Origin of the sequence: Streptomyces sp. NBC_01314 (assembly GCF_041435215.1) — a bacterium.
In the GTDB taxonomy this organism is placed as follows: domain Bacteria; phylum Actinomycetota; class Actinomycetes; order Streptomycetales; family Streptomycetaceae; genus Streptomyces.
The window spans coordinates 614,982-635,358 of record NZ_CP108394.1 but is presented as its reverse complement, the minus strand read 5'-3'; the positions used below and the strand labels follow the sequence as shown (position 1 = coordinate 635,358).

Sequence of the window (20,377 nt, the reverse complement as noted above, 5' to 3'; positions counted from 1 at the left end):
ACAGATGGCTCGCACATGAAATACCGCCATGGCCTACCGGGGTCCCAGCGTCATGTCGCGGGGCCGAGCCGTGGCTGACTTCGGTGTCGTTACCGGGGCCTACTTCTTCAGGCCTGTCGCCGCGCACTCGGCCGCGAGTTGGGGCACGCATATGTCGGACGGTGTGTACATGCCGTCCCTGATGACCGTGTCCTTGATGTTGTCCTTCGTCAGGGCGACAACGGGCACGAGATGCGAGGGGATGCCCTTGTGGGTGGGGCTGTCGACCTTGTCGCGCGTGAGGGCGTCAAACTGTATGCCTTTGCCCTGGGCCTTGGTCACGGCCATCTCCGCGGCGAGTTCGGCCTCCTGCGGATACGGTTTGTACGCGCTCATGTACTGCTCGCCGGTGACGATCCGCTGCACCGCCGCGAGCTCGGCGTCCTGTCCGGTGATCGGCGGCAGGTCGGTTACGCCTGCGGTCTTCAGCGCTTCGATGACGCCGCCCGCCAGACCGTCGTTGGCGGCGTAGACGGCCTTGATGTTGTTCTTGCCGATTTCCTTGATCGCCTCGGTCATGTTCTTCTCGGCGGTCTGCGGCTTCCAGTCCACGGTGTCGAACGACTTGGCGATCGTCACCTTGCCGTCGAGCGTGAGGAGCGCGCCCGCCTTGAACTGCTGGGCGTTCGGGTCTGTGGGCGAGCCGTTCATCATGACGATCTTGTCGGGGACGCCGGCGTCCTCACCGAGGGCTTCCAGGAGGGAACGGCCCTGTATCTCGCCGACGAGCTCGTTGTCGAAGGTGATGTACGCGTCGATCGGGCCCTCGGCCAGCCGGTCGTAGGCGATGACTGCGATACCGGCCTTCTTGGCCTTCTTCACTCCGCCGGCGATGGCGTGCGCGTCGACGGGGTCCAGCAGGATCACGTCGACCTGTTCATTGATCATCTGCTGCAGTTGTCGTGACTGCTCGCCCGCGTCCGCATCGGCGTTGACGTACTCGACCCGGCCCTGGCCGTGGGTGAGGGACGCGACCTCCGCCTTGATGACGGGGTAGTGGAACTGCTCGTACTGGGGGTTCGACTTTTCGGGCAGCAGCAGCCCCACGGTGATGTCGTCGCCTTTGGTCGGGCTCGCGTCGTCGCTGCTCCTCACCGCGTCGAGCCCGCCGCAGCCGACGAGCGAGACAGAGAGCGTTGTGGTGGCTACGGATATGGCGATACGACGCATCGGGAGCTCACTTCAGGCGCGATCCGGGCGTGGGTACCTGCATTGCGGCCCACCTGACAAAAGTCGAGACGGAGGCGTCCCTCGGTATCGAGCGGGTCTACTGTACGATATGAGAGACGGCATCTCGCAATATGGCCAACCTTGGCAGTTGCGCTGCACCATCGGACCGCCCCGAGCGGGTGTCTGCTCCGTGGTGTCGACGGGTGCCGGGTGAAAGGGCGTGAACCGGGCCGTCGGCCCGCTCGACCTGCCCCTCCGCGACGCCAGGCGTTGCGCTCGGGGTGGCCGCGCCGTGCGCATCCGTGGGGTCTTCGTGGTTCACCGTCGACGGCGGTGCCATCACGCGCCGCATGGACCGCTGGGGCGGCGGCAAGGCGTGGGCGGCAGCTCACGTGACGCCGTGGCCGACCTCGTGGAAGTGGCTCCCTGATCTCGTACCTGACTACCCGTCAGCTCACGTCCGGACGAGGTGTTCGGCCTACCCGCATCTCGCAAATTCGTATCGCTTGACATGATGCCATCTCGCATTGAAAGATGCCCGCCATGCGAGTAGTGACGACGGACGCCGGCCTGGGCCGGATCGAGGACGGGGCTGTCGCCCTGCTGAACACCGCTTTCCCGCATGTCGGCGCGGTCCTCGAACAAGAGGGATCGCTGCGGTGCCTGGAGTCCTGCGCGGTGCGCCGACGGATCCCGCTGGATGAAGCCACGCTCGTGGCGCCGCTGGGCCGTCCCCGCGCGGTGTGGGGCGTCGGGCTCAACTACGTGTCGAAGGCGGCCCGGGCCGGCCGGGGGCTGCCCGAGCAGCCGATCCTGTACCTGGCCGCGTCGTCCGGCGTCCTGGCACCGGGCGCACAGGTGGTGATCCCGCAGGCCGCGACCGAACCCGACTACGAAGGGGAGATCGCGGTCGTCGTCGGGCGCCCGCTGTACCAGGTGTCCGAGGCCGAGGTCTGGCCCGCGATCGCCGGCATCACGGCGGCCAACGACATGACCGCGCGCGACATCATGCGCAGCACGGCGGTGCCCGCCCTTGCCAAGAGCTACCCGGGATTCACGCCGCTCGGTGCGTCGATCTGCACTCCCGACGACCTCGCCGACCGCGACGCGATCCGCGTACGGACCCGGGTCAACGGCGAACTCGTGCAGGACGACACGAGCGCCGGCATGGTCTTCGCGATCACGGATCTGCTCAGCCGGCTCTCGTGGTTCACCACGCTCGAACCCGGCGACGTCGTCCTCACCGGAACCCCGGCCGGCACCGGCCAGGACCGCGCGTGCTTCCTCGCCGACGGCGACGAGGTACGGGTGGAGGTGGACGGCGTACTGCCCCTTGTCAACCGCATCGTGCGTCCCACGGACGCCCCACTGCGCGACCACCGGCTGACCGAACCGGTCAGCTGACCGCCCCTCACCATGGAGCACACACCGATGCCCATCTCCTCCGCATCGCCCTACGACCTCGTCCTGGCCGGCGGCACCGTCATCGATCCGGCGTCGGGCACCAACGCCCGGCTCGACGTGGCGGTCACCGGTGACCGCATCGCCGCGATCGGGGAGGGGCTGGCGGCGGGCGCGGCCCGCACGATCGACGTCACCGGCTCGACCGTGCTGCCGGGCCTCGTCGAGGGCCACACCCACATCTTCCAGTACGTCTCCGCCGTCGGCGCCCCGGCCGAGGAGGCCCACCTGCGCCGCGGTGTCGTCGCCGCGGCGGACGCCGGCACAGCCGGCGCCTCGACGTTCGCGGCCTTCCGCAAGCTGGTGGTCGAGGCGAACCCGCTGCGCATCGTCAACTTTCTCAACGTCTCGGTGCTCGGCCTGATCGACTTCAGGTTCGGCGAACTGCTGAACCCCGACACCCTGGTCCCCGAGGACGCGCTCGCGACCGCCGAGGCCCACCCCGACATCGTGCGCGGCTTCAAGATCCGTCTGTCCGAGGACGTCGTCGGCGAGCACTGGGAGTCGCTGCTGAAGAAGTCCGTGTCGCTGGCCGACCAGGCCGGACTGCCGCTGATGGTGCACATCGGCGAGACCGAGGAACCGGTGCCCGTCGTCCTGGACTACCTGCGCCCCGGCGACATCGTGGCGCACTGCTACACCGGCAAGCCGAACGGCATCCTCGACGGCGACCAGGTGCACCCCGCAGTCATGGCGGCCCGCGAGCGCGGCGTGCTGTTCGACTCCGCCCATGGCAAGAGCAACCTCAGCTTCGAGGTGGCGCGCAGGGCGATCGCCGACGGATTCCTGCCCGACATCCTCAGCTCCGACACCAGCGCCCGCAACTGGCGCGGCCCGGTGTTCGACCTGCTCACCAGCATCTCCAAGCTGATAGCGCTCGGCGCGCCGCTCGAGGAGTGCGTCCGGCGGGCCACCGTCGCTCCCGCACAGCTGCTCGGCCTCGACGCCGAGGGCTACGGGCGCCTGGAGGTCGGCGGGCGGGCCGACGTCACGGTCGTCGACTGGACCGACGAGGTCACCCTGCCGGACGCCGCGGGCAACACGATCGTCGCGCCGCGCCTGGAGCCGACCGTCGTGCTGCACGCCGGCGCCGAGGTCGACATCGTGCCGTGGCGCGGTCTGCCGTCGGCATGAGACACCGGCCCGCTCGGAGGACGCGATGACCGTCGTCGACGTCCACCTGCTGCGGCGCCGACTGCGCGCGGCCGTGACAGCGGCGGACCCCGCCATCGGCACGTTCGTCAAGCTGGCGTCCCCCGACGTGGTGGAGCTGGCTGCGGCGGCCGGGTTCGCGTTCGTGGTCGTCGACCTCGAACACTCCGCCCTCACCGAGCAGAACGCCGTCGACCTGGTGCGCCACGCGCACATGTGCGGCCTGCCGGCCCTCGTCCGCGTGCCCGAGGTGGACGCCGCCGCCGTCAACCGGCTGCTGGAGGCCGGGGCGGCGGGGATCCAGCTGTCCATGCTCACCCGCGTCGCCCAGGTCGAGGCGCTCGTGGCGGCGGCCCGGTTCGCGCCTGCCGGCCGCCGGTCGGTCAGTCTGGCCAACAGGGCCGCCCTGTTCGGTGCGGTCCCGCTGGCCGGGTTCCTGCGTGCCGAGCAGGACGACCCGCCGGTGCTGGTCGGCCAGATAGAGACGGCCCGGACGGATCCTCTGCCGGATCTGCTCGCCCCGCTCGACGTGTGCTTCGTCGGCAGCACCGACCTCGCCGTCGACCTGGGCCTGCCGGCCGACCCCGCGGTGCTGCGCGCCGCGGTGGACCGGGTGCGTGAGGCCGCCCGTTCGGCGGCCGTGGCGTTCGGCGGCTGGGTGCCGACCCGGGATGCCACAGCACCCCTGGGCCTCGGTGACGCCGACTACCTGGTCGTCGGCTCGGACCTGCAGATGTTGGCGGCCGCCCTGCGCGCGGCCGCCGGAGAGGAGAACCAGTGACCACACGCAACGCAGCACTGTTCAGCACCGTCCTCAACTGGGACGAGCTGCCGGTGACCCAGGTGCGGCCGGGGGTGCGCCGTCGCGTCTACGCGACGGACGAGATGATGATCTGCCACCACGAACTCGACGTCGGCATGACGCTCAACCCGCACCGGCACGAGGACTTCGACCAGCTGGTCCATATCGCCCAGGGGCGTGCGAACTACTACGTGGACGGTGTCGCGCACGACATGCGTGAGGGGTCGTTCCTGCTCGTCCCCCGAGGCAGCGAGCACTACGTGGAGCCGACGGAGGCCCCCTGCGTGAACATCGACTTCTTCGTCCCGCCGCGGGCCGACCTGCTTCCCTGACCGAAGGGTGGGCTCGCCGCGGCACCCGGGGCGTGCGGCAACCCGTGCCAGGACAGGAACCGTCCCTCCACGCACGGCTTGCGCAAGCACCTTGGTGAACCGGCTGTTGGAGCGGGGCAACGCAGGCATGAGCCGACGAGGGCCTCCGGGCGCGAGTGCCAGACACATCCACTCCGCCCGGAGGCCCTGACCATCTGTCACACCGTCAGCAACGTACAGGTCACAACAGCCGGCCCACCGCCCGTGCGATGAGTCGGCTGTCGCGTCGGCACATGGGTCAGCCGCCGTTGGGTTCGCCGTCCGAGGGACCCAGCCGCTGCGACAGCGCGCGGGCGGTCTCCAGCAATGCCTGGGCCATCGGCGCCTTGACGTCGTCGGGGACCGTCGCCGTCGTGCCGACGACCGCGAGGGTCCCGCTGATCTTGTCGCCCTCGAAGATCGGTGCCGCGATGGTGCGGACCCCGTTGACCGCGGGGGAGTTGACCGACAGCCCGTGGTGCCGGATGGCGGCGAGTTCCTCGGCGAGCTCGGCCGACATGCGGATCGAGCGCGGCAGCGTCGGTACCTGGTCCGGGGGCAGGAAGGTGAGGAAGATCCGTCCCTGTGCCGAGGATGTGAGGTCGAGCCGCGAGCCGACCCGGACGCTGATGCGCACCATGTGGTCGGTGTTGTCCACCGAGCGCACCACGGTTGCCGACTCGCCGTCCCAGACCGACAACACGATCGTCTCGTCGATGCGCCGGACCAGAGCCTCCATGTACGGCTCGGCGGCGGCGACGATCGGCAGGCCGGCCCGCGCGGCCGCAGCGAGCGTGAGCACCTGGGAACCGAGGGAGTAGAGCGAGGTGCGCTCGTCGTACCGCAGCAGGTTCGCCGCCCGCAGTGCCTTCGTGTACCGGTGCGCGGTCGCCTTGCTCGCCCCGAGACGTGCGGTGATCTCGTTGAGAGTCATGTGCGGCTTGCCGACCGTGAACGAGCCGAGGATCAGCGCCGCACGCTGCACCGTCTGGATGGTCGGCGCGGTCGTCTCGGGACCGCTTCGTTCACCGGTGCCGGGCTGCGCCTTCGTGGCCATGAAATCTTGCTCCTGTCCCGTACTTAGTAAGGTGGTAAGACGTTGAATGGAACGCCGTATCGAATAGCGTAACGGTGAGGGTCGGGTAAATGTGCGGGAAGAGCCGAGGTGCTCCGCCACCACCGCGAGCTGCGCCGTCGGGACCGGCCGTCGGGACCGGCCGTCCGCGCGGGAATCCCACGCGGACGGCCGGCGTCAGGTCTGCCGGCTTGGTGCGACGACCTCACATGTCGGAGGAGTGCCCCGGTGTGAGAGAGCGTGCCGGGTCGAGCAGGGAGGCGATGTGGTTGACGGCGAGGGCCGCCTCGCCGAAGCCGATCGAGATCAGACTGACCTTGCCGTCGTGGTCGGCGATGTCGCCGGCCGCGAAGACACGTTCCCGGTTTGTGCGCATCGTGCGGTCGACGAGGATGCGCCGGCGGCGCAGCTCCAGTCCCCACTGTTCCATGGGGCCGAGATCGGCGATGAAACCGAGCGCGGCGACCACGCATTGGGCGGGCAGGCTGATCCGGTCGCCGTCGGAGCCCGTGACCACGACCTCCGACACCGCCCCGTCGCCGGAGATCTTCTCGACCTCGTAGGGCGTCAGGACCCGCACGGAGGACGCGTGCACCTGCTCGACGGTGCGTTCGTGCGCCCGGAACCGCGTACGCCGGTGCACCAGTGTCACCGACGAGGCGATCGGCTCCAGCGACAGCGCCCAGTCCAGCGCGGAGTCCCCACCGCCGACCACCACGACGTCCTGTCCGGCGAGTTCGTCCAGCCGCGGCACGAAGTACCGCAGCCCCCGGCCCAGGTAATCGGAGCCCACGGGGAGCTCGCGGGGGACGAAGTTGCCGATCCCGCCGCAGACGAGTACCGCGCCCGCGGTGATCCGCGCGCCGGCGTCGGTGATGGCGACGATGCCCTCGCCCGCGTCGTCGAGGTGGGTGACCCCGTGCCCGAGCAGGTAGGTCGGGTTCCACCGCCCGGCCTGCTCGGCCAGCCGGTCCACCAGGTCCTGGCCGCGGACGGCGGGGAAGCCGGCCACGTCGTAGACGAGCTTCTCGGGGTACAACGCGGTGATCTGTCCGCCCACCTCGGGCAGGGCGTCGGCGACCGCGACGCTCAGGCCGCGGAAGCCGGCGTAGTACGCGCCGTACAGCCCGGCCGGGCCGGCGCCGATGACGAGCAGGTCGACGGACACCTCCGGGCCGACGCCGGTGCCACTCTGGAAGCCACTCACGCTCCCACCTCGGGGTGGTCGTGGCCGACCCGGCCGACCTTGCGCGCGCCGCCGGGTGACCCGAGCGGCTCGGCTCCGACGATTCCGAGGGTGAAGAATTCGGCGTTGATGCGCTCGGCCTGCTGGGACTCGGCGGGTAGGTCCTCGTGGTGGAAGATCGAGATCTGCGGGCAGACGGGTTCGCAGCGCCCGCACTCGACGCATTCGTCGGGCTGGATGTAGAGCATCCGGTCGCCCTCGTAGATGCAGTCGGCCGGGCACTCCTCCATGCACGACTTGTCCATGATGTCGAGACATGCCTGAGTGATGACGTACGGCACGGGCTTCTTGCCCTTCACACGGTCGCACGGAATGCGAGATGGTGTCTTCTAATGTGGAATGGATGATGGCGGCGTAGGCCCAGAGTGTCAACCATCAGGCAATTGCTTGACACTGTCGCCTGTGCTAGGAGAAGCTGATGCGACATACGAGATGGCGTCTCGCAGCACGCCACTCGGGTCGGGACTTGTGAGAGGCATACGCCGTAATGGGAAGCAACCCCCGGACCGTCCCAGCACCGATGATCGTCGAGGACTGGGACCAACTCACCTTCCGGGTCAACCGCGAGGCCTACCGCAGCGCGGAGATCTTCACCCGGGAACGCGGCTGGGTATGGACACACACCTGGCTCTACCTCGGCCACGAGACCGAGATCCCCAACCCCAACGACTTCAAGGTCCGCACCCTCGGCGGCCGACCGCTGATCTTCTGCCGGGACACCGCCGGCGAGGTGCACGCCTTCCTGAACTCCTGCCCGCACCGCGGCACCGTGCTCTGCCGTGAGAGCGAGGGCTCGACCAGGCTCTTCCAGTGCTTCTACCACGCCTGGACGTTCCGCAACAACGGTGACCTCGCCGCGATCCCCGACGCCGACGCGTACGAGTCGAGCGACGAGTTCAAGGCCTCCATGGGGCTGCGGAGTGTCCCGCGCCTGGAGATCCACGAGGGGTACGTCTTCGTCGCCTTCGACCCCGACGTCCCGCCGTTGCTGGAGCACCTCGGCGACGCGGCCGACTACATGACGATGATCGAACAGCAGCACGTCGGCGGCATGACCACGCTGCCCGGCACGCAGCAGTACAGCGTGCGCGGCAACTGGAAACTCGCCGTCGAGAACGCGATGGACGGCTACCACTTCGCGCCGACCCACAACACGTTCGTGGGCTACCTGCGGGAGAGCGGCTTCGCCGTCACCGACGACAACCAGTACGCGTACAACCTCGGCAACGGCCACGGGCTGCTGGTCCTGACCGGGCACGGCGGGCGGATCAGCATGCTCTGGGAACCGCGCTTCGGCGAGGACGAGCGGGTGCGCACCGAGCAGCACCGGGCCGAGATGACGCAGCGGCTGGGCGAGAAGCGGGCGCACTACGTGGCCGACGAGAGCCACATCCTGTTCGTGTTCCCCAACCTGCTCCTGTTCGACATCGAAGGGCTGTCGATCCGGCAGCTGGAGCCGGTGGCGCCCGACCAGACCGACGTGCGCGCCTGGCAGCTGGTCCCACGCGACGAGGACCCCGCCGCGCGCGCCCTGCGCATGAAGACGGTCGTCAGCTTCGTCGGCCCGGGCGGGCTCGCCACGCCGGACGACATCGAGGCGTACGAGGCGGTCCAGCGCGGCATCCAGGCCACGGCCGGCACCGCTGCGCCCGAGCTGGACTACAGCGACATGTCGCGCGGCATGGCCGACGAGGTCAAGGGCGCACAGGGCAGGTCGACCGACGAAGGCGCGATGCGGGGCTTCTGGCGGCACTGGGTCGACGCCGTCGGTATCGATGACGGCCTCGCCGTCCACGGCGAGCGGCCGACGACCTTCCTCGAAGGCAGGGACGTGCGATGACCGCGATCACCGGCACCCACTCCGTACATTGCGGGGGACGCACCATCACCCGGCCGGAGGTGGAGGACTTCCTCTACTCCGAGGCGGACATCCTTGATCGCTGGGACTACGACGGCTGGCTGGCCCTCTTCGAGCCCGGCGCCCGCTACGAGATCCCGACCACCGACTACCGTCCCGGCTGGTCGCCGCACGAGACCGGATCGTTTGTCGACGACGACTGGGACCTGATCCTTGCCCGGGTCAAGCGCCTGAAGTCCCGCAAGGCACACGCCGAGAACCCGCACTCGCGTACCCACCGGCTGGTGTCCAACGTGCGGCTGTCCGAGCACACGGAGGATTCCTTCCGGGTGGCGGCGTCCTTCGTGGTGCACCGCGCCCGCGACGGACGCTTCGACGCCTACGTCGGCTGGTACGAGCATGTGCTGGTGCCGACCGGGGACGGACTGCGTTTCCGGTTGCGTCGCTCGATCCTGGGCCACGAGTCGCTGGCGGCAGGCGCCCGGCTCAGCTTCATCCTCTGAACGGCGACGGACGGTGACCCGATGATCCGACACACCCTCTCCTTCCGCTTCGCCGACGGAATCGACCAGGCCACACGCGAGTCAGTGCTGGCCGAGCTGCGTACCTTCCCAGGCCGGTACACGGCCATGCGCGGCTTCGTCCTCGGCGAGAACGTCAGCACGCGCGACCAGACCTTCACCCACACCATGGCCGTCGACTTCGACAACCTGGACGACCTGTTGGCCTATCTCGGCAGCGAGTCCCACGAGCGCTTCGTGCACACGCGCTGGCGACCGGTCATCGGCCGACAGGCCATCACCTCGTTCGAGTACGCCGAGCATCCGTCGCTCGCCCCCGGAAGGACAGCGCCCGTGAGCACCCGCCCGCACGGCCCGTACGGCATGGAGTACGCCCGGATCGAGGTTCCGGACATGCAGGCCACGATCGACTTCCTCGAGTACCACGTAGGACTGCAGCTGGAGCAGCGTACGGACGAGTACGCCTACCTGCGCGCGGACATCGAGCACCACGCGATCGAGCTGATCCACGCGCCCGAGCGCACCGACGGGTGGACGACCGCGGTCGGCTACAGCGTGGCGAGCGAGGAGGTCCTCGACCAGCTGCGCAAGAGCGTCGCGGACGCCGGCCTCGAAGCCCTTGAGCTGCAGGAGCGGCAGCAGGCGCTGTGCGAGAACGGCTTCGCCGTGAAGGACCCGAACGGTCTCATCATCGAGCTGTTCACCGAGTTCCAGGAGTACGCCGAGCCGCCGCACATCGAGATCCGGCCGCTCGACCTGGTGCACCCCTTCATCGCCACCGCGAAGTACGAGGAGTCGCTGGACTTCTACCAGAACGTCCTGAAGTTCGTGCCCTCGGACTACGTCGTCGGCTCGACCACGTTCCTCCGCGGCGAGGACCGTTACCACCACAGCCTCGCGATCCAGAACAACAAGGAGTACTTCACCGCGCACCTGTGCTTCGCGATGAAGAGCCTCGACCACGTCATGCGGATGCGCGCCCGCGCGCTGTACAAGGGCGCGCCGATCGCCTCCGACATCGTCAACCACTCGGCGTCGACGTCGATCGCGTTCTACCTGCACGACACGCGCTTCGGCCCGCGTTTCGAACTGTGCGACCGGCACCGGGTGTTCACGCCGGAGGAGCACGAGACGCACCGGGCCCGCAGGATGCCGGCCGACCCGCGCAACATCGACGTGTGGCGTCCGGCGTCCGACGACTGGGGACGTTTTTGAGACAGCAGTTGCTTGACGTCCTGCACCTGCTCGACGTGACCCCCGCTCCACGTGGCGAGGAGCGGACGGCGGCCCACCGGCTGCGCGCCTGGTGCGCCGACCGGTGGCCGCGCGTCGAGTGGCAGGTGGTGGAGCACGGCCCCGCGGGCGGCAGCCTGATCGCCGCGCACGGGGCCGGGCCGCTGCTGTACTCCCACCTCGACACGTCGCTGGACGACGCCGGGGCGTACAACCGGCTCGTCACCGGCGACGCCGCGCCCATCGCTCCGCTCGGCGTGGACGGCGACGTGGTGACCGGCTTCGGTCTCGGGGTCGCCCGCGGGCCGGTGGCGGCCGCGCTGGTCGCGTTCGCCGAGGCGGGTGCCGGACGGCTGCTGCTCGCCGGCTCCGGTACGCACCGCCGCGCCGGCGGGGCCACCGGCCTGGAGGCCTACGCCGACACGTATCAGCTGCCGCGGTCGGCGATCGTCGCCAAGTGCGGCCCGCCCACGTTGCTGTGGCACGAGCCGGGCGCGCTCTACCTGAGCGTCCGGGTGACCGGTCGCTCCGGGGCCGCGATGACGGCGGAGTCGGCCACACCACCCGGGGGAGTCGTCGCCGGGGCCGGCGTCGTCCTGGACGAGCTGGCCCGCTGGCGCACGGACTACCTGGCCGCCGACCCGCGGGAGGGGCAGACCGGCCGGGCGTGCGGCATCGGCGCGATCAGCGGGGGGTGGCCCGACAAGCCGGACCTGCTGCCGGCCCAGCTGCGGATCGATCTCTACGTCGTCGCAGGTGACCGGGTCGAACCGACGGCGCTGGCGTCCGAGCTGGCCGACCGGCTGCGGGCACGGTGTGCGCGGTCGGTGCTGCGCGACTGCGCGGTCGAGGTGGAGGCCGAGCCGGTCGCGGCAGCCGCGGCCACGCCGGCCGACGCCCCGGTGGTGACAGCCGCGCGGGCGGCCTGGCTCGACGAGTTCGGTGCGCAGCCGCCGCCGATCACCGGCTGGACGGGATCGACCGACGGCGTCGTACTGCGCGCCCGCGGCGTCGAGACCGTGCGCCTCGGCCCGCAGGCGAAGCCGGCCGCCGACGATCCCCGTCGAGATGCCCTGTCGTTGGGGCAGCTGACCGCCTACGCGCGCATCTACCGCCGGCTGTTGACCGAGCTGCCGGCGTAACGCCGCAGATCCCGGTGCCGACCGGACCTTTCATTTCAATCAGCGAACAGCCACTCAGCGAACAACTGCTGAGCGAACAGCCAATCAGCGCAGGGCGCCTCGCCCTGCAGAAAAGTGGGCAGGCGGATGGACAAGGTGGTCGCTTCCGCGGCCGAGGCGGTGGCGGACGTCCCGGACGGGGCGTCCCTCGCCGTCGGCGGCTTCGGGCTCAGTGGAATTCCGGGAGCCCTGATCCAGGCCCTGCACGACCACGGCGTCACGGGACTCGACGTCGTCTCCAACAACTGCGGGGCGGGGGAATCCGGCCTCGCCGTGCTGCTCGCCGCGGGCCGGATATCCCGGGTCACCGGCAGCTACATCGGCGGCAACAAGGAGTTCGCCCGCCAGTACCTGGGCGGCGAGATCGAGCTGGAGCTGATCCCGCAGGGCACCCTCGCCGAACGGCTGCGGGCCGGGGGCTGCGGCATCCCGGCCTTCTACACCCCGGCCGGGGTCGGCACCCAGGTCGCCGACGGCGGTCTGCCCTGGCGCTACGACGGCGGGGGCGGCGTCGCCGTCGCCTCACCGGCCAAGGAGGTCCGCGACTTCGACGGCGCCGCCCACGTCCTGGAACGCGGGATCACCACCGACTTCGCCCTGGTGCGGGCGGCGAAGGGCGACCGGCACGGCAACCTCGTGTTCAACAAGTCCGCCCGCAACTTCAACCCCCTCGCCGCCATGGCCGGCCGTATCACGATCGCCGAGGTGGAGGAGCTCGTCGAACCGGGCACGATCGACCCCGACCACGTCCATCTGCCGGGCATCTTCGTCCAGCGCGTGGTGGTCCTCAGCCCCGCACAGGCTGCCGACAAGAAGATCGAGAACCTCACGGTGACGCAGAGGGAGGTGCGGGTCTGATGGCCTGGACACGCGACGAGATGGCGGCCCGCGCGGCCCGCGAACTGCGCGACGGCGAGTACGTCAACCTGGGTATCGGGCTGCCGACGCTGATCCCCAACCACCTGCCCGAGGGTGTCCACGTCGTGCTGGAGTCGGAGAACGGCATCCTGGGCACCGGTCGTTTCCCGTACGAGGACGAGGTCGACCCGGACCTGATCAACGCGGGCAAGGAGACCGTCACCGTCCTGCCGGGCGCGGCCTTCTTCGACTCCGCCCTGTCGTTCGGCATGATCCGCGGCGGCCACATCGACGCGGCCGTACTCGGCGCCATGCAGGTCTCCGAACGGGGCGACCTCGCCAACTGGGCGATCCCCGGCAAGATGGTGACCGGTATCGGCGGAGCCATGGACCTCGTGCACGGTGCCCGCCGAGTGATCGTCACCATGACCCACACCGCCAAGGACGGCACCCCGAAGATCGTGCGGGAGTGCGATCTGCCGCTCACCGGAAAAGGCTGCGTGGAGCGGATCATCACCGACCTCGGCGTCCTCGACGTCACCGACGACGGCCTGGTCCTGGTCGAGACCGCCCCCGGCGTCACCGCCGAGGAGATCACTGTGAAGACGGCGGCGAAGGTGCTCATCCCTGACGAACCCCGCTCGTAGCCCTCCGCGACGCGTCGAAGCGGGCCCGCATGCCCGTGTCTGCCTGCCGGTCACCGTCCCCGTTGTGGACGGCGCCGATCGCGCCCGGTGCGAGTTGTCCGCGACAACCCTCCGCTGAGTCGCCGACCAGGATCAAGGCCGTGTGCACACGGCCCATGTCCGTCGGCGACCGGTGCACATCGCCCCGCTCGCGCCCACATCCAGGCCCGGCGCGTGGAGATCACCGGCCCGTCGGCCGTGAGCTGACGGGCCGCTCGGCGTGCTCGACTCGGCTGCGTGGGTGCGCTCGTGGACTTCTCCTCGGGGATAGACGACCGCCGCAGCCATAGGTCGCTATGGCTGCGGCGGTCGGGACTTCTTCAGGGCGGCACCACGACGGTCAGCGGCGCTGGTCGAGCGACGGGCGTCCGAGGGGCGTCCGAGGGGCGCCGCCCTCACCGACAGGGCGCGGGGTCACACTCCCCAGTCGTCGTTGACGGTGACGGCATCGGTGATGCGGAACCGGCCGCCGGGCACCAGGGGTGTGGTGGGCTCACCCATCACGACCACATGCTTGCCGAACCGGGGAGCCAGCGGTCGGCCGACGTCGCGCTTGAGCCACAGACGCAGCAGGTGCCGGCGGCGCTCCGGTTCCGGGTGGTCGAGGTAGCTGGTGCGCGAGTGCAGTGCGGCGTAGTTGAGCAGCCACTGCACGTCCCCCGGCTGGAAATCCATGTCGATCGGCAGGCCGGGCTCCTGCGAGATCTCGTCGAAGAGGGTGATGGCCGCGGCCTGGTCGGGCGTGAGTTGGGGGACGCCGGGGTACTCCTGGGCGCTGAAGATCATCGAATTGCCCGCGTAGGTGCTGAAGACGCCGTTGACGTGGCTGATGATCGGCGAGGTGTACGTGAGTTCGGGGGAGTCGGGGTCCTGACGCCGCCAGTCCCAGTGGTAGGTGTCGAAGAGCCGCGCGGCGAGGTCCGGCCGGCGGCGCAGCATCTCGTTGTAGATCGTGGTGCCGCTGACCAGGCTGGAGGCTCCGCCCTCCTTGGCGCCGCGCAGGCACATGAGGGCGACGACGTCGGAGCTGTCCGAGTGGAACGGGAGCCGGTCCCGTATACGAGAGGGCAGCGCGCCCTCGTCGGACATCGTCTTGTTCGACGTGGCGATCACGTGGTCGAGCAGGTCGCCCCTCTGGTTCTGCCCGATCGGCTGGCCGAGGTGCAGGCCCATGATGACGAAGATGGCCCCGGCCATGGGGCCGCCGTACTCCTCGGTGCGCAGCCCACGCACGAGGATGAAGCCCCGGCCGGCGTCCATCTGGTGGGCGCACTCCTCGTTGAGGGCGCGACAGGCCTCGAACGGGTAGTCGGCGGCGGTGACGGTGCGCAGGTCGGGGTTGTCGGCGACGAAGCGCCGTCCCAGGTCTTCCAGCTCGGTGCGTTCGGCGTCGCTGAGTACGTAGATCCAGTCAGTGGACTTCGACAACTCGTCGCCGCGCCATGCGGAAGGCCCGGAGATCGGCTGAAGGCCGACAGTGGTGGTCACGATGATGCACTCCTCGAGAGTGTGATGGAAAGGCCCGTCGGCGAAGACACGACGGACGACGAACGTTGACGGACGACGAACGTTCAGTGTGGCGGGGGCTCGTCGCGCGGCGACGAACCGCACTCAGAAGGGAGTCTGAGGCACGCCGACAGCCGTGCCGGGGCGCAGTCCCTCCCGGGGAGGGAAGTGGCTGAGCGGCTCGTCGTAGGTCCGGCGGCCGGCGCATGACACGAGCAGGACGCCGATCAGAGCGACTGGCCTCATGCTGGTCCCGTCCTTTCGAGAAGTACCCCAACCATAGGAGACGGCTGAGGCGAGGTCAATATGCGAGATGTCGTCTCGTGATGCATTACGGCAAGGTGTATGGGTGCCTGTGTGGAGCTTGCAGGACGGCAGGGGACCTGACGGCCGCAGCGCCGGCAGATGTGCTGCGGCTGCGCGGACAGGTCCGCGAAACGCTGCGCCGCGACGCGACCCACGGACACGACGAGTCGTTGGGGAACAGGCTTGAGCTTGCTGACGATCTCCCGCCCGTCTGCCATCGAGGGATGGAGCTCGCCAGCAGATACTTCGCCTGCTGGCGGTAAAGCTCTGTCCTGCACCTGACCTGTATGAACACCGCGACCAAGGGGAGTGACGCTCCGCTTGCCCGTGGTTGGTCCGGATCTTGGCTGGGCACCTATGGACCGGCGCGTCCGTGCGTCGGCGCACGGCACAGCAACGTTGTGGTGCCGACCCGTTCGGTGGGCGATCAGCTGGCGTGCTGTTCTGTCCGACGGTAGGAGCGTTGACCGGCTCTGGTTGCAGTGAATTGGCGTGCCGTCGCGGCCCACGGGTTTGGCGGGGGCTGATCTGACACTGGTGATAGGAGGCCCCGCGATTGTTGCCTGACCAGCTGCCCCTGGCCCGACCGGTGCTCCAACGAGGGAGGCCGCCTTTCACGAGCGCGCCCGACGCGTCCAAGGCGTGAACTACCGGCTCACCGTGGCGACCACGACCCTGCAACAGCTCACCACGCACGGGCCTGCCCGCGCCTCGTTGCCGGACGCGGGCACTGTCCGCACCTGGTGGGCCTGGGGATCGTCACCTATTAGGTACCTTCCATGTGCCTAGCGTCACATGCGTGCGAAGATCGCCGTCAGCTCGCCAGGAAGGCGGCGGGGGCTATGACGGCCAAGGACGATCAGTTCGAAGCATCTGCTTCAGCGCGTGGGTACCTCTACCAGTCGCCAAGGCGCTGCAACTGTGTATTGAGCAGTAGGTGGGCCAACTCATCGAGAAGCGTGCTGGCTCCCTGACAGAGCTGCTTCAGTGCAAGCAGTGCAAGCAGTGCAAGCAGTGAGCAGAGGGAATCCGTCCGGCTGACCGACTCCGCCACCGATTTGTGGAAGACACTCCGGAGGTGATGTGAGGCGGCCAAGACCGGGCGACCGACACGGCCGGCGCGGGTTTCCACAGGTGCGTGCGCCGCGGGTCTTGCCTCCCGCGGCGCACGCACCATGTGAGTCAGATCGGTCGCAGTGTCACGGAGCCCAGTGGAATCGACGGATACATCTCGGGCTCCTGGTCGGGCGTCAGTGCCGTGGGACCGTAGATCCAGTCCATGAAGGAGTAGTCGTACGTGTCGCGGGCGCGCATCACCGCGTTGCGCTGCTCCCGCTCGACCCCGACGTGGTGCCACAGTTCGCCCCAGGCGCGTGCGGTGAGCACCACCCGGCGGCAGTGTTCGGGACGTACGGCCTCGTATGCGGCGAGCGTCACCTCCCAGTCGACCCCGGAGCCGTCCTCGGATCGCTTCGCGTGCTGCGCGCCCACGTGCTCGCCCAGCACCCAGCCGTCCTCGATGGCCATGACGGCACCCTGGGCCATGTACTGCAGCGGCGGGTGGGCCGCGTCGCCGAGCAGGGCGATGCGGCCGGTGACCCACTTCATGAGCGGCTCGCGGTCGAACATCCGCCACCAGCGGTCGCGCCACATCAACGGCAGGCCCTTCTGGACCTGCTGGCACGTTCCCTCGAAGGCGCGGTCGAGCTCGTCCGGGGTGCCCCAGTCGTCCTCGCCGGCCAGTGCCTTCGGCGACTGGAACACCGCGACCTGGTTGAACATGTCGCCGCCGCGGAGCGGGTACTGGACGAAATGGCAGCGCGGGCCGACGTACAGCACCACGTCCTTCTCGTGTACGGCGTTGGCGCGCACCTGCTCGAAGGGGACCGCGCCACGGTAGGCGACGTACGCCGAGTTGACGGGCTCGTCTTCGACGAGGAGCTTGCGTGCGATCGAGTGCAGCCCGTCCGCGGCGATGACGATCTCGGCTTCGTCCGTTCCGCCGCCGTCGAAAGTGACCCGCGCGCCGCCCTCGATGTTCTCGTACGCCACACAGCGCGCGCCGGTCATCAGTTCCACGCCCGCCCGCTCGCAGCCGCGCAGGAGGACTCCATGCAGGTCGCTGCGGTGGATGACCATGTACGGGAAGCCGTAGCGGCGTTCCATGTCCTTGAGGTCCAGTCGGGTCAGCTCGGCTGCGTCGAGGGCGTCCTTCATGATCATGTGCTTGGGTAGCACACCGAGCTGGACGGCCTCGTCCAGGAGCCCGTACTCGTGCAGGATACGTGTGCAGTTCGGTGCGATCTGCAGGCCCGCGCCGACCTCGCCGAACTGGGACGCCTGCTCGTAGAGGCGGACTCGAAGTCCCTGCCGTGTGAGAGTCAGCGCGGCCGAGAGCCCGCCGATTCCGCCGCCGACGACGAGGACGTCGGGGCGGTGGGTGTCTGTGGTCTTCATGCCACTCTCCTGCGTGGTCACAGCCACGGAGTCAGGGGCTCGGCCGCGGAGCCGTCCCGGGTTGTCACACCCGTGTACGGGCGGCCCGCCAGGTAGGCGGTGATGTCGGCGTCGCTGCCCCGGACGGTGGGACGGTGTCGCTGCCGCGCTGGCCGACGATGTCGTGGCGGAGCTCGGCGAGGAACTCCTCGGGCAGGTCCGCGAACTGGATACCGGTGTCGAGGTCGACGGCATGGACCATGACTTCCCTGGTGCGCATCCACGGAACCTCACTCGCCGGCACGGTCCGCCCCTGCGCGGTCACCACCGGCGCCCGCCACTGCTCCTCGGTCAGTTCGGCCATCGCGTAGGCCAGCAGCTGCGCCGACCCCTCGAACCAGGAGGTGAGCCAGCCTCAGTTCGCCGTACGCGGAATGGTCACCTCCCTCGCCCACGAACTCGCCCCGGACGTCCGCGTCAACGCGGTCGCCCCCGGCGGCACCCTCGGCACCGACCTGCGCGGGCTCGACAGCCTCGGGCTGGCAGGGCGCAGCCTGGGTGACACGCCGGGCCGGGCCGGCGAACTCGCCGCCCGGGTCCCGCTCCGAACGGCTCTCTCCGCGACCGACCACGCCTGGAGCTATGTCTTCCTCGCCTCCGACCGGTCGCGGGGCATCACCGGCCGTGCCGTCCACCCGGACGGCGGTATCGGCGTCAAAGCCTGAGCCTCATCCGATCTCATGTGAAAGGACAGCACCCGTGCCTCTCCTCAAGGCCGACCTCGCGGCCTGCCAGGGATACGCGAACTGCGTCATCGCAGCACCTGACACCTACGACCTGGACGACGACGGCGTCGTCGTGCTCCTCAAGACCGAGATCACCGACCAGGAGCTGCCCCGCATCCGGGAAGCGGCCCGCACCTGCCCCGCCTCCGCCCTCACTGTCGTCGAGGGTCCGCCCCCCGGAGCCGCCTCGTGACGACACGGAATTTGGGTGCCCAGCGCCGACTCGTCTCGGACGCCTGTCGCGTACTCGCGGCACGCGGGCTCGCCGACGGCATTCTCGGCCACGTCAGCCTGCGCGTCGACGAACGTACCCTGCTCGTGCGATGCCGCGGGCCGCAGGAACGCGGCCTGCTGTACACCGAGCCGGACGACATCCGCCTCGTCGACCTCGACGGAGCTGCAGCGGGAGCCGGGGAGTTGGACGGATGGACAGTTCCGAACGAACTCCCCTTGCACACCGAGATCCTGCGCACTCGGCCGGAGGTGGCGTCCGTCGTCCACGCACATCCCCCGGCGGTCGTCGCCGCCGATCTGGCAGGGCTGGGAATCCGCCCCGTGGTAGGCGCCTTCGACATCCCCGGCACACGGCTGGCCGCCCGCAGCGTACCGGTCTATCCGCGTGGGGTTCTGATCAGCGAGCGTCGACTCGCGGCCGAAATGGTGGCCGCGCTCGGTGACCAGGACGCCGTCGTACTCCGCGGCCACGGACTGACCAGCACCGGCACCGGCGTCCCCGAAGCCGTCCTGCGCGCCATCTCCGTCGACACGATCGCTCGCGTCTCCCTGGACGTCGTCACGGCGGGCGGGACTCTGAGAGATCTTCCGGAAGAGGACATGCGCGAACTCCCCGACCTGGGCGGTTCGTTCAACAACGACACGGCCTGGCGACACGAGATGGCACGGCTCGGGTGACGTAGCGACGCCCGGCCCTGTCACCCACCGCATCGGGTCCCCGAAGTTTCGTGGCGCCCGCCGCGAGCCACGGCAGCCCGTTGGTTTGGTACGCGGGATCGCGGCAAGGTGCGAAGCTCTGTGTGCAACGCGATCCGAACCTGGATGAACCGGGGGATTTCCTCAAAGCGCGCCGTGCACGGGTTCGCTGACCTACCGGCAGGGCATCGCCGCCGACGCCCCCGAGGCCTTGCACGTCAGCGACCGCTTCCACATGTGGCAGGGGCTGTCACTTCGCGTTCAGGACATGGCAGGAGGTCGTGCGTCGCCCACCCCGCAAGCCCTCCACCCTGGATCCCTACCACGACTCCCTGCAACAACGCTGGGACGAGGGTGAACACAATGCGATGGTCCTCCACGAGGAGCTCAGCACCAAGGGCTACCTCGGGCATTACCAGCGCGTGAAGATGGCCATCGCGCCCCTGCGACGCGGGCTGCCGCTGGACCAGCCCCGCGAGCGCCCGGCGTCCCACGCGAGACCGCCCGCTGGATCGCCACCCACCCGGACCGCCGCGGCCTTACACGTCACCCATCGCCTGCACCGGCTCCTCGAGCACTGTCCGGAACTCAAGCACGCCCACGACCTGGTCCGCCGGTTCGCCGCCATGCTGGACAACCGTGACGCCGCACCCCTGCCGTCCTGGCTCGACGAGCTCTCCCACAGTGGACTGCCACCACTTGCCGGTATCGCCTGAGCCCTGCGCGAAGACCAGCATGCCGTCGCCCAGGAAATCTCCACCACCTACAACTCCGGCGTCAAC

General features: G+C 69.4%; 22 protein-coding genes. 14 read left to right on the top strand and 8 right to left on the bottom strand.

What is annotated here, in order from left to right; genetic code table 11:
* Window positions 1-99: 99 nt before the first annotated feature.
* Entirely contained in the window at window positions 100-1,209 is a 1,110-nt protein-coding gene (locus tag OG622_RS02930) for a sugar ABC transporter substrate-binding protein (protein WP_371572980.1), read from the bottom strand.
* Window positions 1,210-1,752: 543 nt separating this feature from the next.
* Between OG622_RS02930 and OG622_RS02925 the strand changes: the two genes are divergently transcribed.
* The 4 genes from OG622_RS02925 to OG622_RS02910 are packed head-to-tail and all read left to right on the top strand — an operon-like array spanning window position 1,753 to window position 4,956.
* Window positions 1,753-2,613, top strand: coding sequence for a fumarylacetoacetate hydrolase family protein (locus tag OG622_RS02925; RefSeq protein ID WP_371572978.1), 861 nt, complete (start codon window positions 1,753-1,755; stop codon window positions 2,611-2,613).
* A 27-nt stretch (window positions 2,614-2,640) separates the two neighbouring features.
* Window positions 2,641-3,804, top strand: a complete 1,164-nt coding sequence (locus OG622_RS02920; RefSeq protein ID WP_371572976.1) for an amidohydrolase family protein — start codon at window positions 2,641-2,643, stop codon at window positions 3,802-3,804.
* Window positions 3,805-3,829: 25 nt separating this feature from the next.
* The gene (locus OG622_RS02915; protein ID WP_371572974.1) at window positions 3,830-4,603 is read left to right on the top strand and encodes an HpcH/HpaI aldolase/citrate lyase family protein; all 774 of its coding nucleotides are present in this window, start codon (window positions 3,830-3,832) and stop codon (window positions 4,601-4,603) included.
* The gene (locus OG622_RS02910; RefSeq protein ID WP_371572972.1) at window positions 4,600-4,956 is read left to right on the top strand and encodes a cupin domain-containing protein; all 357 of its coding nucleotides are present in this window, start codon (window positions 4,600-4,602) and stop codon (window positions 4,954-4,956) included. Before OG622_RS02915 ends, OG622_RS02910 begins: the two co-directional genes overlap by 4 nt.
* Window positions 4,957-5,233: 277 nt before the next feature.
* Here OG622_RS02910 and OG622_RS02905 read toward each other — a convergent pair whose 3' ends face one another.
* The 3 genes from OG622_RS02905 to fdxA all read right to left on the bottom strand — a co-directional run bounded on the left by OG622_RS02905 (window position 5,234) and on the right by fdxA (window position 7,594).
* Entirely contained in the window at window positions 5,234-6,031 is a 798-nt protein-coding gene (locus OG622_RS02905) for an IclR family transcriptional regulator (protein ID WP_371572970.1), read from the bottom strand.
* 223 nt (window positions 6,032-6,254) lie between these two features.
* Window positions 6,255-7,256 (bottom strand): NAD(P)/FAD-dependent oxidoreductase, encoded by a 1,002-nt coding sequence (locus OG622_RS02900; RefSeq protein ID WP_371572969.1) that lies wholly within the window; start codon window positions 7,254-7,256, stop codon window positions 6,255-6,257.
* On the bottom strand, window positions 7,253-7,594 hold the full coding sequence (gene fdxA, locus OG622_RS02895) for a ferredoxin (RefSeq protein WP_371572968.1): 342 nt from the start codon (window positions 7,592-7,594) through the stop codon (window positions 7,253-7,255). Before fdxA ends, OG622_RS02900 begins: the two co-directional genes overlap by 4 nt.
* 188 nt (window positions 7,595-7,782) lie before the next feature.
* On the opposite strand from fdxA, the gene OG622_RS02890 reads away from it, so the two are divergent.
* From OG622_RS02890 to OG622_RS02865, 6 genes are all read left to right on the top strand, one after another.
* Window positions 7,783-9,135: an SRPBCC family protein gene (locus tag OG622_RS02890; RefSeq protein WP_371572967.1), complete on the top strand. Its 1,353-nt coding sequence runs from the start codon at window positions 7,783-7,785 to the stop codon at window positions 9,133-9,135.
* Entirely contained in the window at window positions 9,132-9,656 is a 525-nt protein-coding gene (locus OG622_RS02885) for an aromatic-ring-hydroxylating dioxygenase subunit beta (protein ID WP_371572966.1), read from the top strand. Before OG622_RS02890 ends, OG622_RS02885 begins: the two co-directional genes overlap by 4 nt.
* 21 nt (window positions 9,657-9,677) lie before the next feature.
* Window positions 9,678-10,889 carry a Dabb family protein gene (locus tag OG622_RS02880; protein WP_371572965.1) on the top strand — a complete coding sequence of 404 codons (1,212 nt, stop codon included), beginning with the start codon at window positions 9,678-9,680 and terminating at the stop codon, window positions 10,887-10,889.
* Window positions 10,886-12,049 carry a hypothetical protein gene (locus tag OG622_RS02875; protein WP_371572964.1) on the top strand — a complete coding sequence of 388 codons (1,164 nt, stop codon included), beginning with the start codon at window positions 10,886-10,888 and terminating at the stop codon, window positions 12,047-12,049. The genes OG622_RS02880 and OG622_RS02875 overlap by 4 nt, the downstream gene beginning before the upstream one ends.
* 126 nt (window positions 12,050-12,175) lie before the next feature.
* Complete coding sequence (locus tag OG622_RS02870) at window positions 12,176-12,946, top strand: CoA transferase subunit A (protein WP_371572963.1); 771 nt, start codon at window positions 12,176-12,178, stop codon at window positions 12,944-12,946.
* On the top strand, window positions 12,946-13,593 hold the full coding sequence (locus OG622_RS02865) for a CoA transferase subunit B (protein WP_371572961.1): 648 nt from the start codon (window positions 12,946-12,948) through the stop codon (window positions 13,591-13,593). The genes OG622_RS02870 and OG622_RS02865 overlap by 1 nt, the downstream gene beginning before the upstream one ends.
* 453 nt (window positions 13,594-14,046) lie before the next feature.
* On the opposite strand, the gene OG622_RS02860 is transcribed toward OG622_RS02865, so the two are convergent.
* From OG622_RS02860 to OG622_RS02845, 4 genes are all read right to left on the bottom strand, one after another.
* Window positions 14,047-15,120 (bottom strand): TauD/TfdA family dioxygenase, encoded by a 1,074-nt coding sequence (locus OG622_RS02860; protein WP_371572958.1) that lies wholly within the window; start codon window positions 15,118-15,120, stop codon window positions 14,047-14,049.
* A gap of 123 nt (window positions 15,121-15,243) precedes the next feature.
* Entirely contained in the window at window positions 15,244-15,384 is a 141-nt protein-coding gene (locus OG622_RS02855; protein ID WP_371572955.1) for a hypothetical protein, read from the bottom strand.
* A 1,242-nt stretch (window positions 15,385-16,626) separates the two neighbouring features.
* Entirely contained in the window at window positions 16,627-17,901 is a 1,275-nt protein-coding gene (locus tag OG622_RS02850; RefSeq protein ID WP_371572953.1) for an FAD-dependent oxidoreductase, read from the bottom strand.
* A gap of 64 nt (window positions 17,902-17,965) precedes the next feature.
* Entirely contained in the window at window positions 17,966-18,244 is a 279-nt protein-coding gene (locus OG622_RS02845) for a hypothetical protein (RefSeq protein WP_371572951.1), read from the bottom strand.
* A gap of 40 nt (window positions 18,245-18,284) precedes the next feature.
* Between OG622_RS02845 and OG622_RS02840 the strand changes: the two genes are divergently transcribed.
* The 4 genes from OG622_RS02840 (at window position 18,285) to OG622_RS02825 (ending at window position 20,311) form a co-directional block, all read left to right on the top strand.
* A complete protein-coding gene (locus tag OG622_RS02840) occupies window positions 18,285-18,605 on the top strand; it encodes an SDR family oxidoreductase (RefSeq protein ID WP_371572949.1) in 321 nt (106 codons plus the stop codon).
* Between the two features lie 34 nt (window positions 18,606-18,639).
* Window positions 18,640-18,858, top strand: coding sequence for a ferredoxin (locus OG622_RS02835; protein ID WP_371572948.1), 219 nt, complete (start codon window positions 18,640-18,642; stop codon window positions 18,856-18,858).
* Window positions 18,855-19,577, top strand: a complete 723-nt coding sequence (locus OG622_RS02830) for a class II aldolase/adducin family protein (RefSeq protein ID WP_371572945.1) — start codon at window positions 18,855-18,857, stop codon at window positions 19,575-19,577. The genes OG622_RS02835 and OG622_RS02830 overlap by 4 nt, the downstream gene beginning before the upstream one ends.
* Before the next feature lie 299 nt (window positions 19,578-19,876).
* Window positions 19,877-20,311 carry a hypothetical protein gene (locus OG622_RS02825; RefSeq protein WP_371572943.1) on the top strand — a complete coding sequence of 145 codons (435 nt, stop codon included), beginning with the start codon at window positions 19,877-19,879 and terminating at the stop codon, window positions 20,309-20,311.
* Window positions 20,312-20,377: the final 66 nt, after the last annotated feature.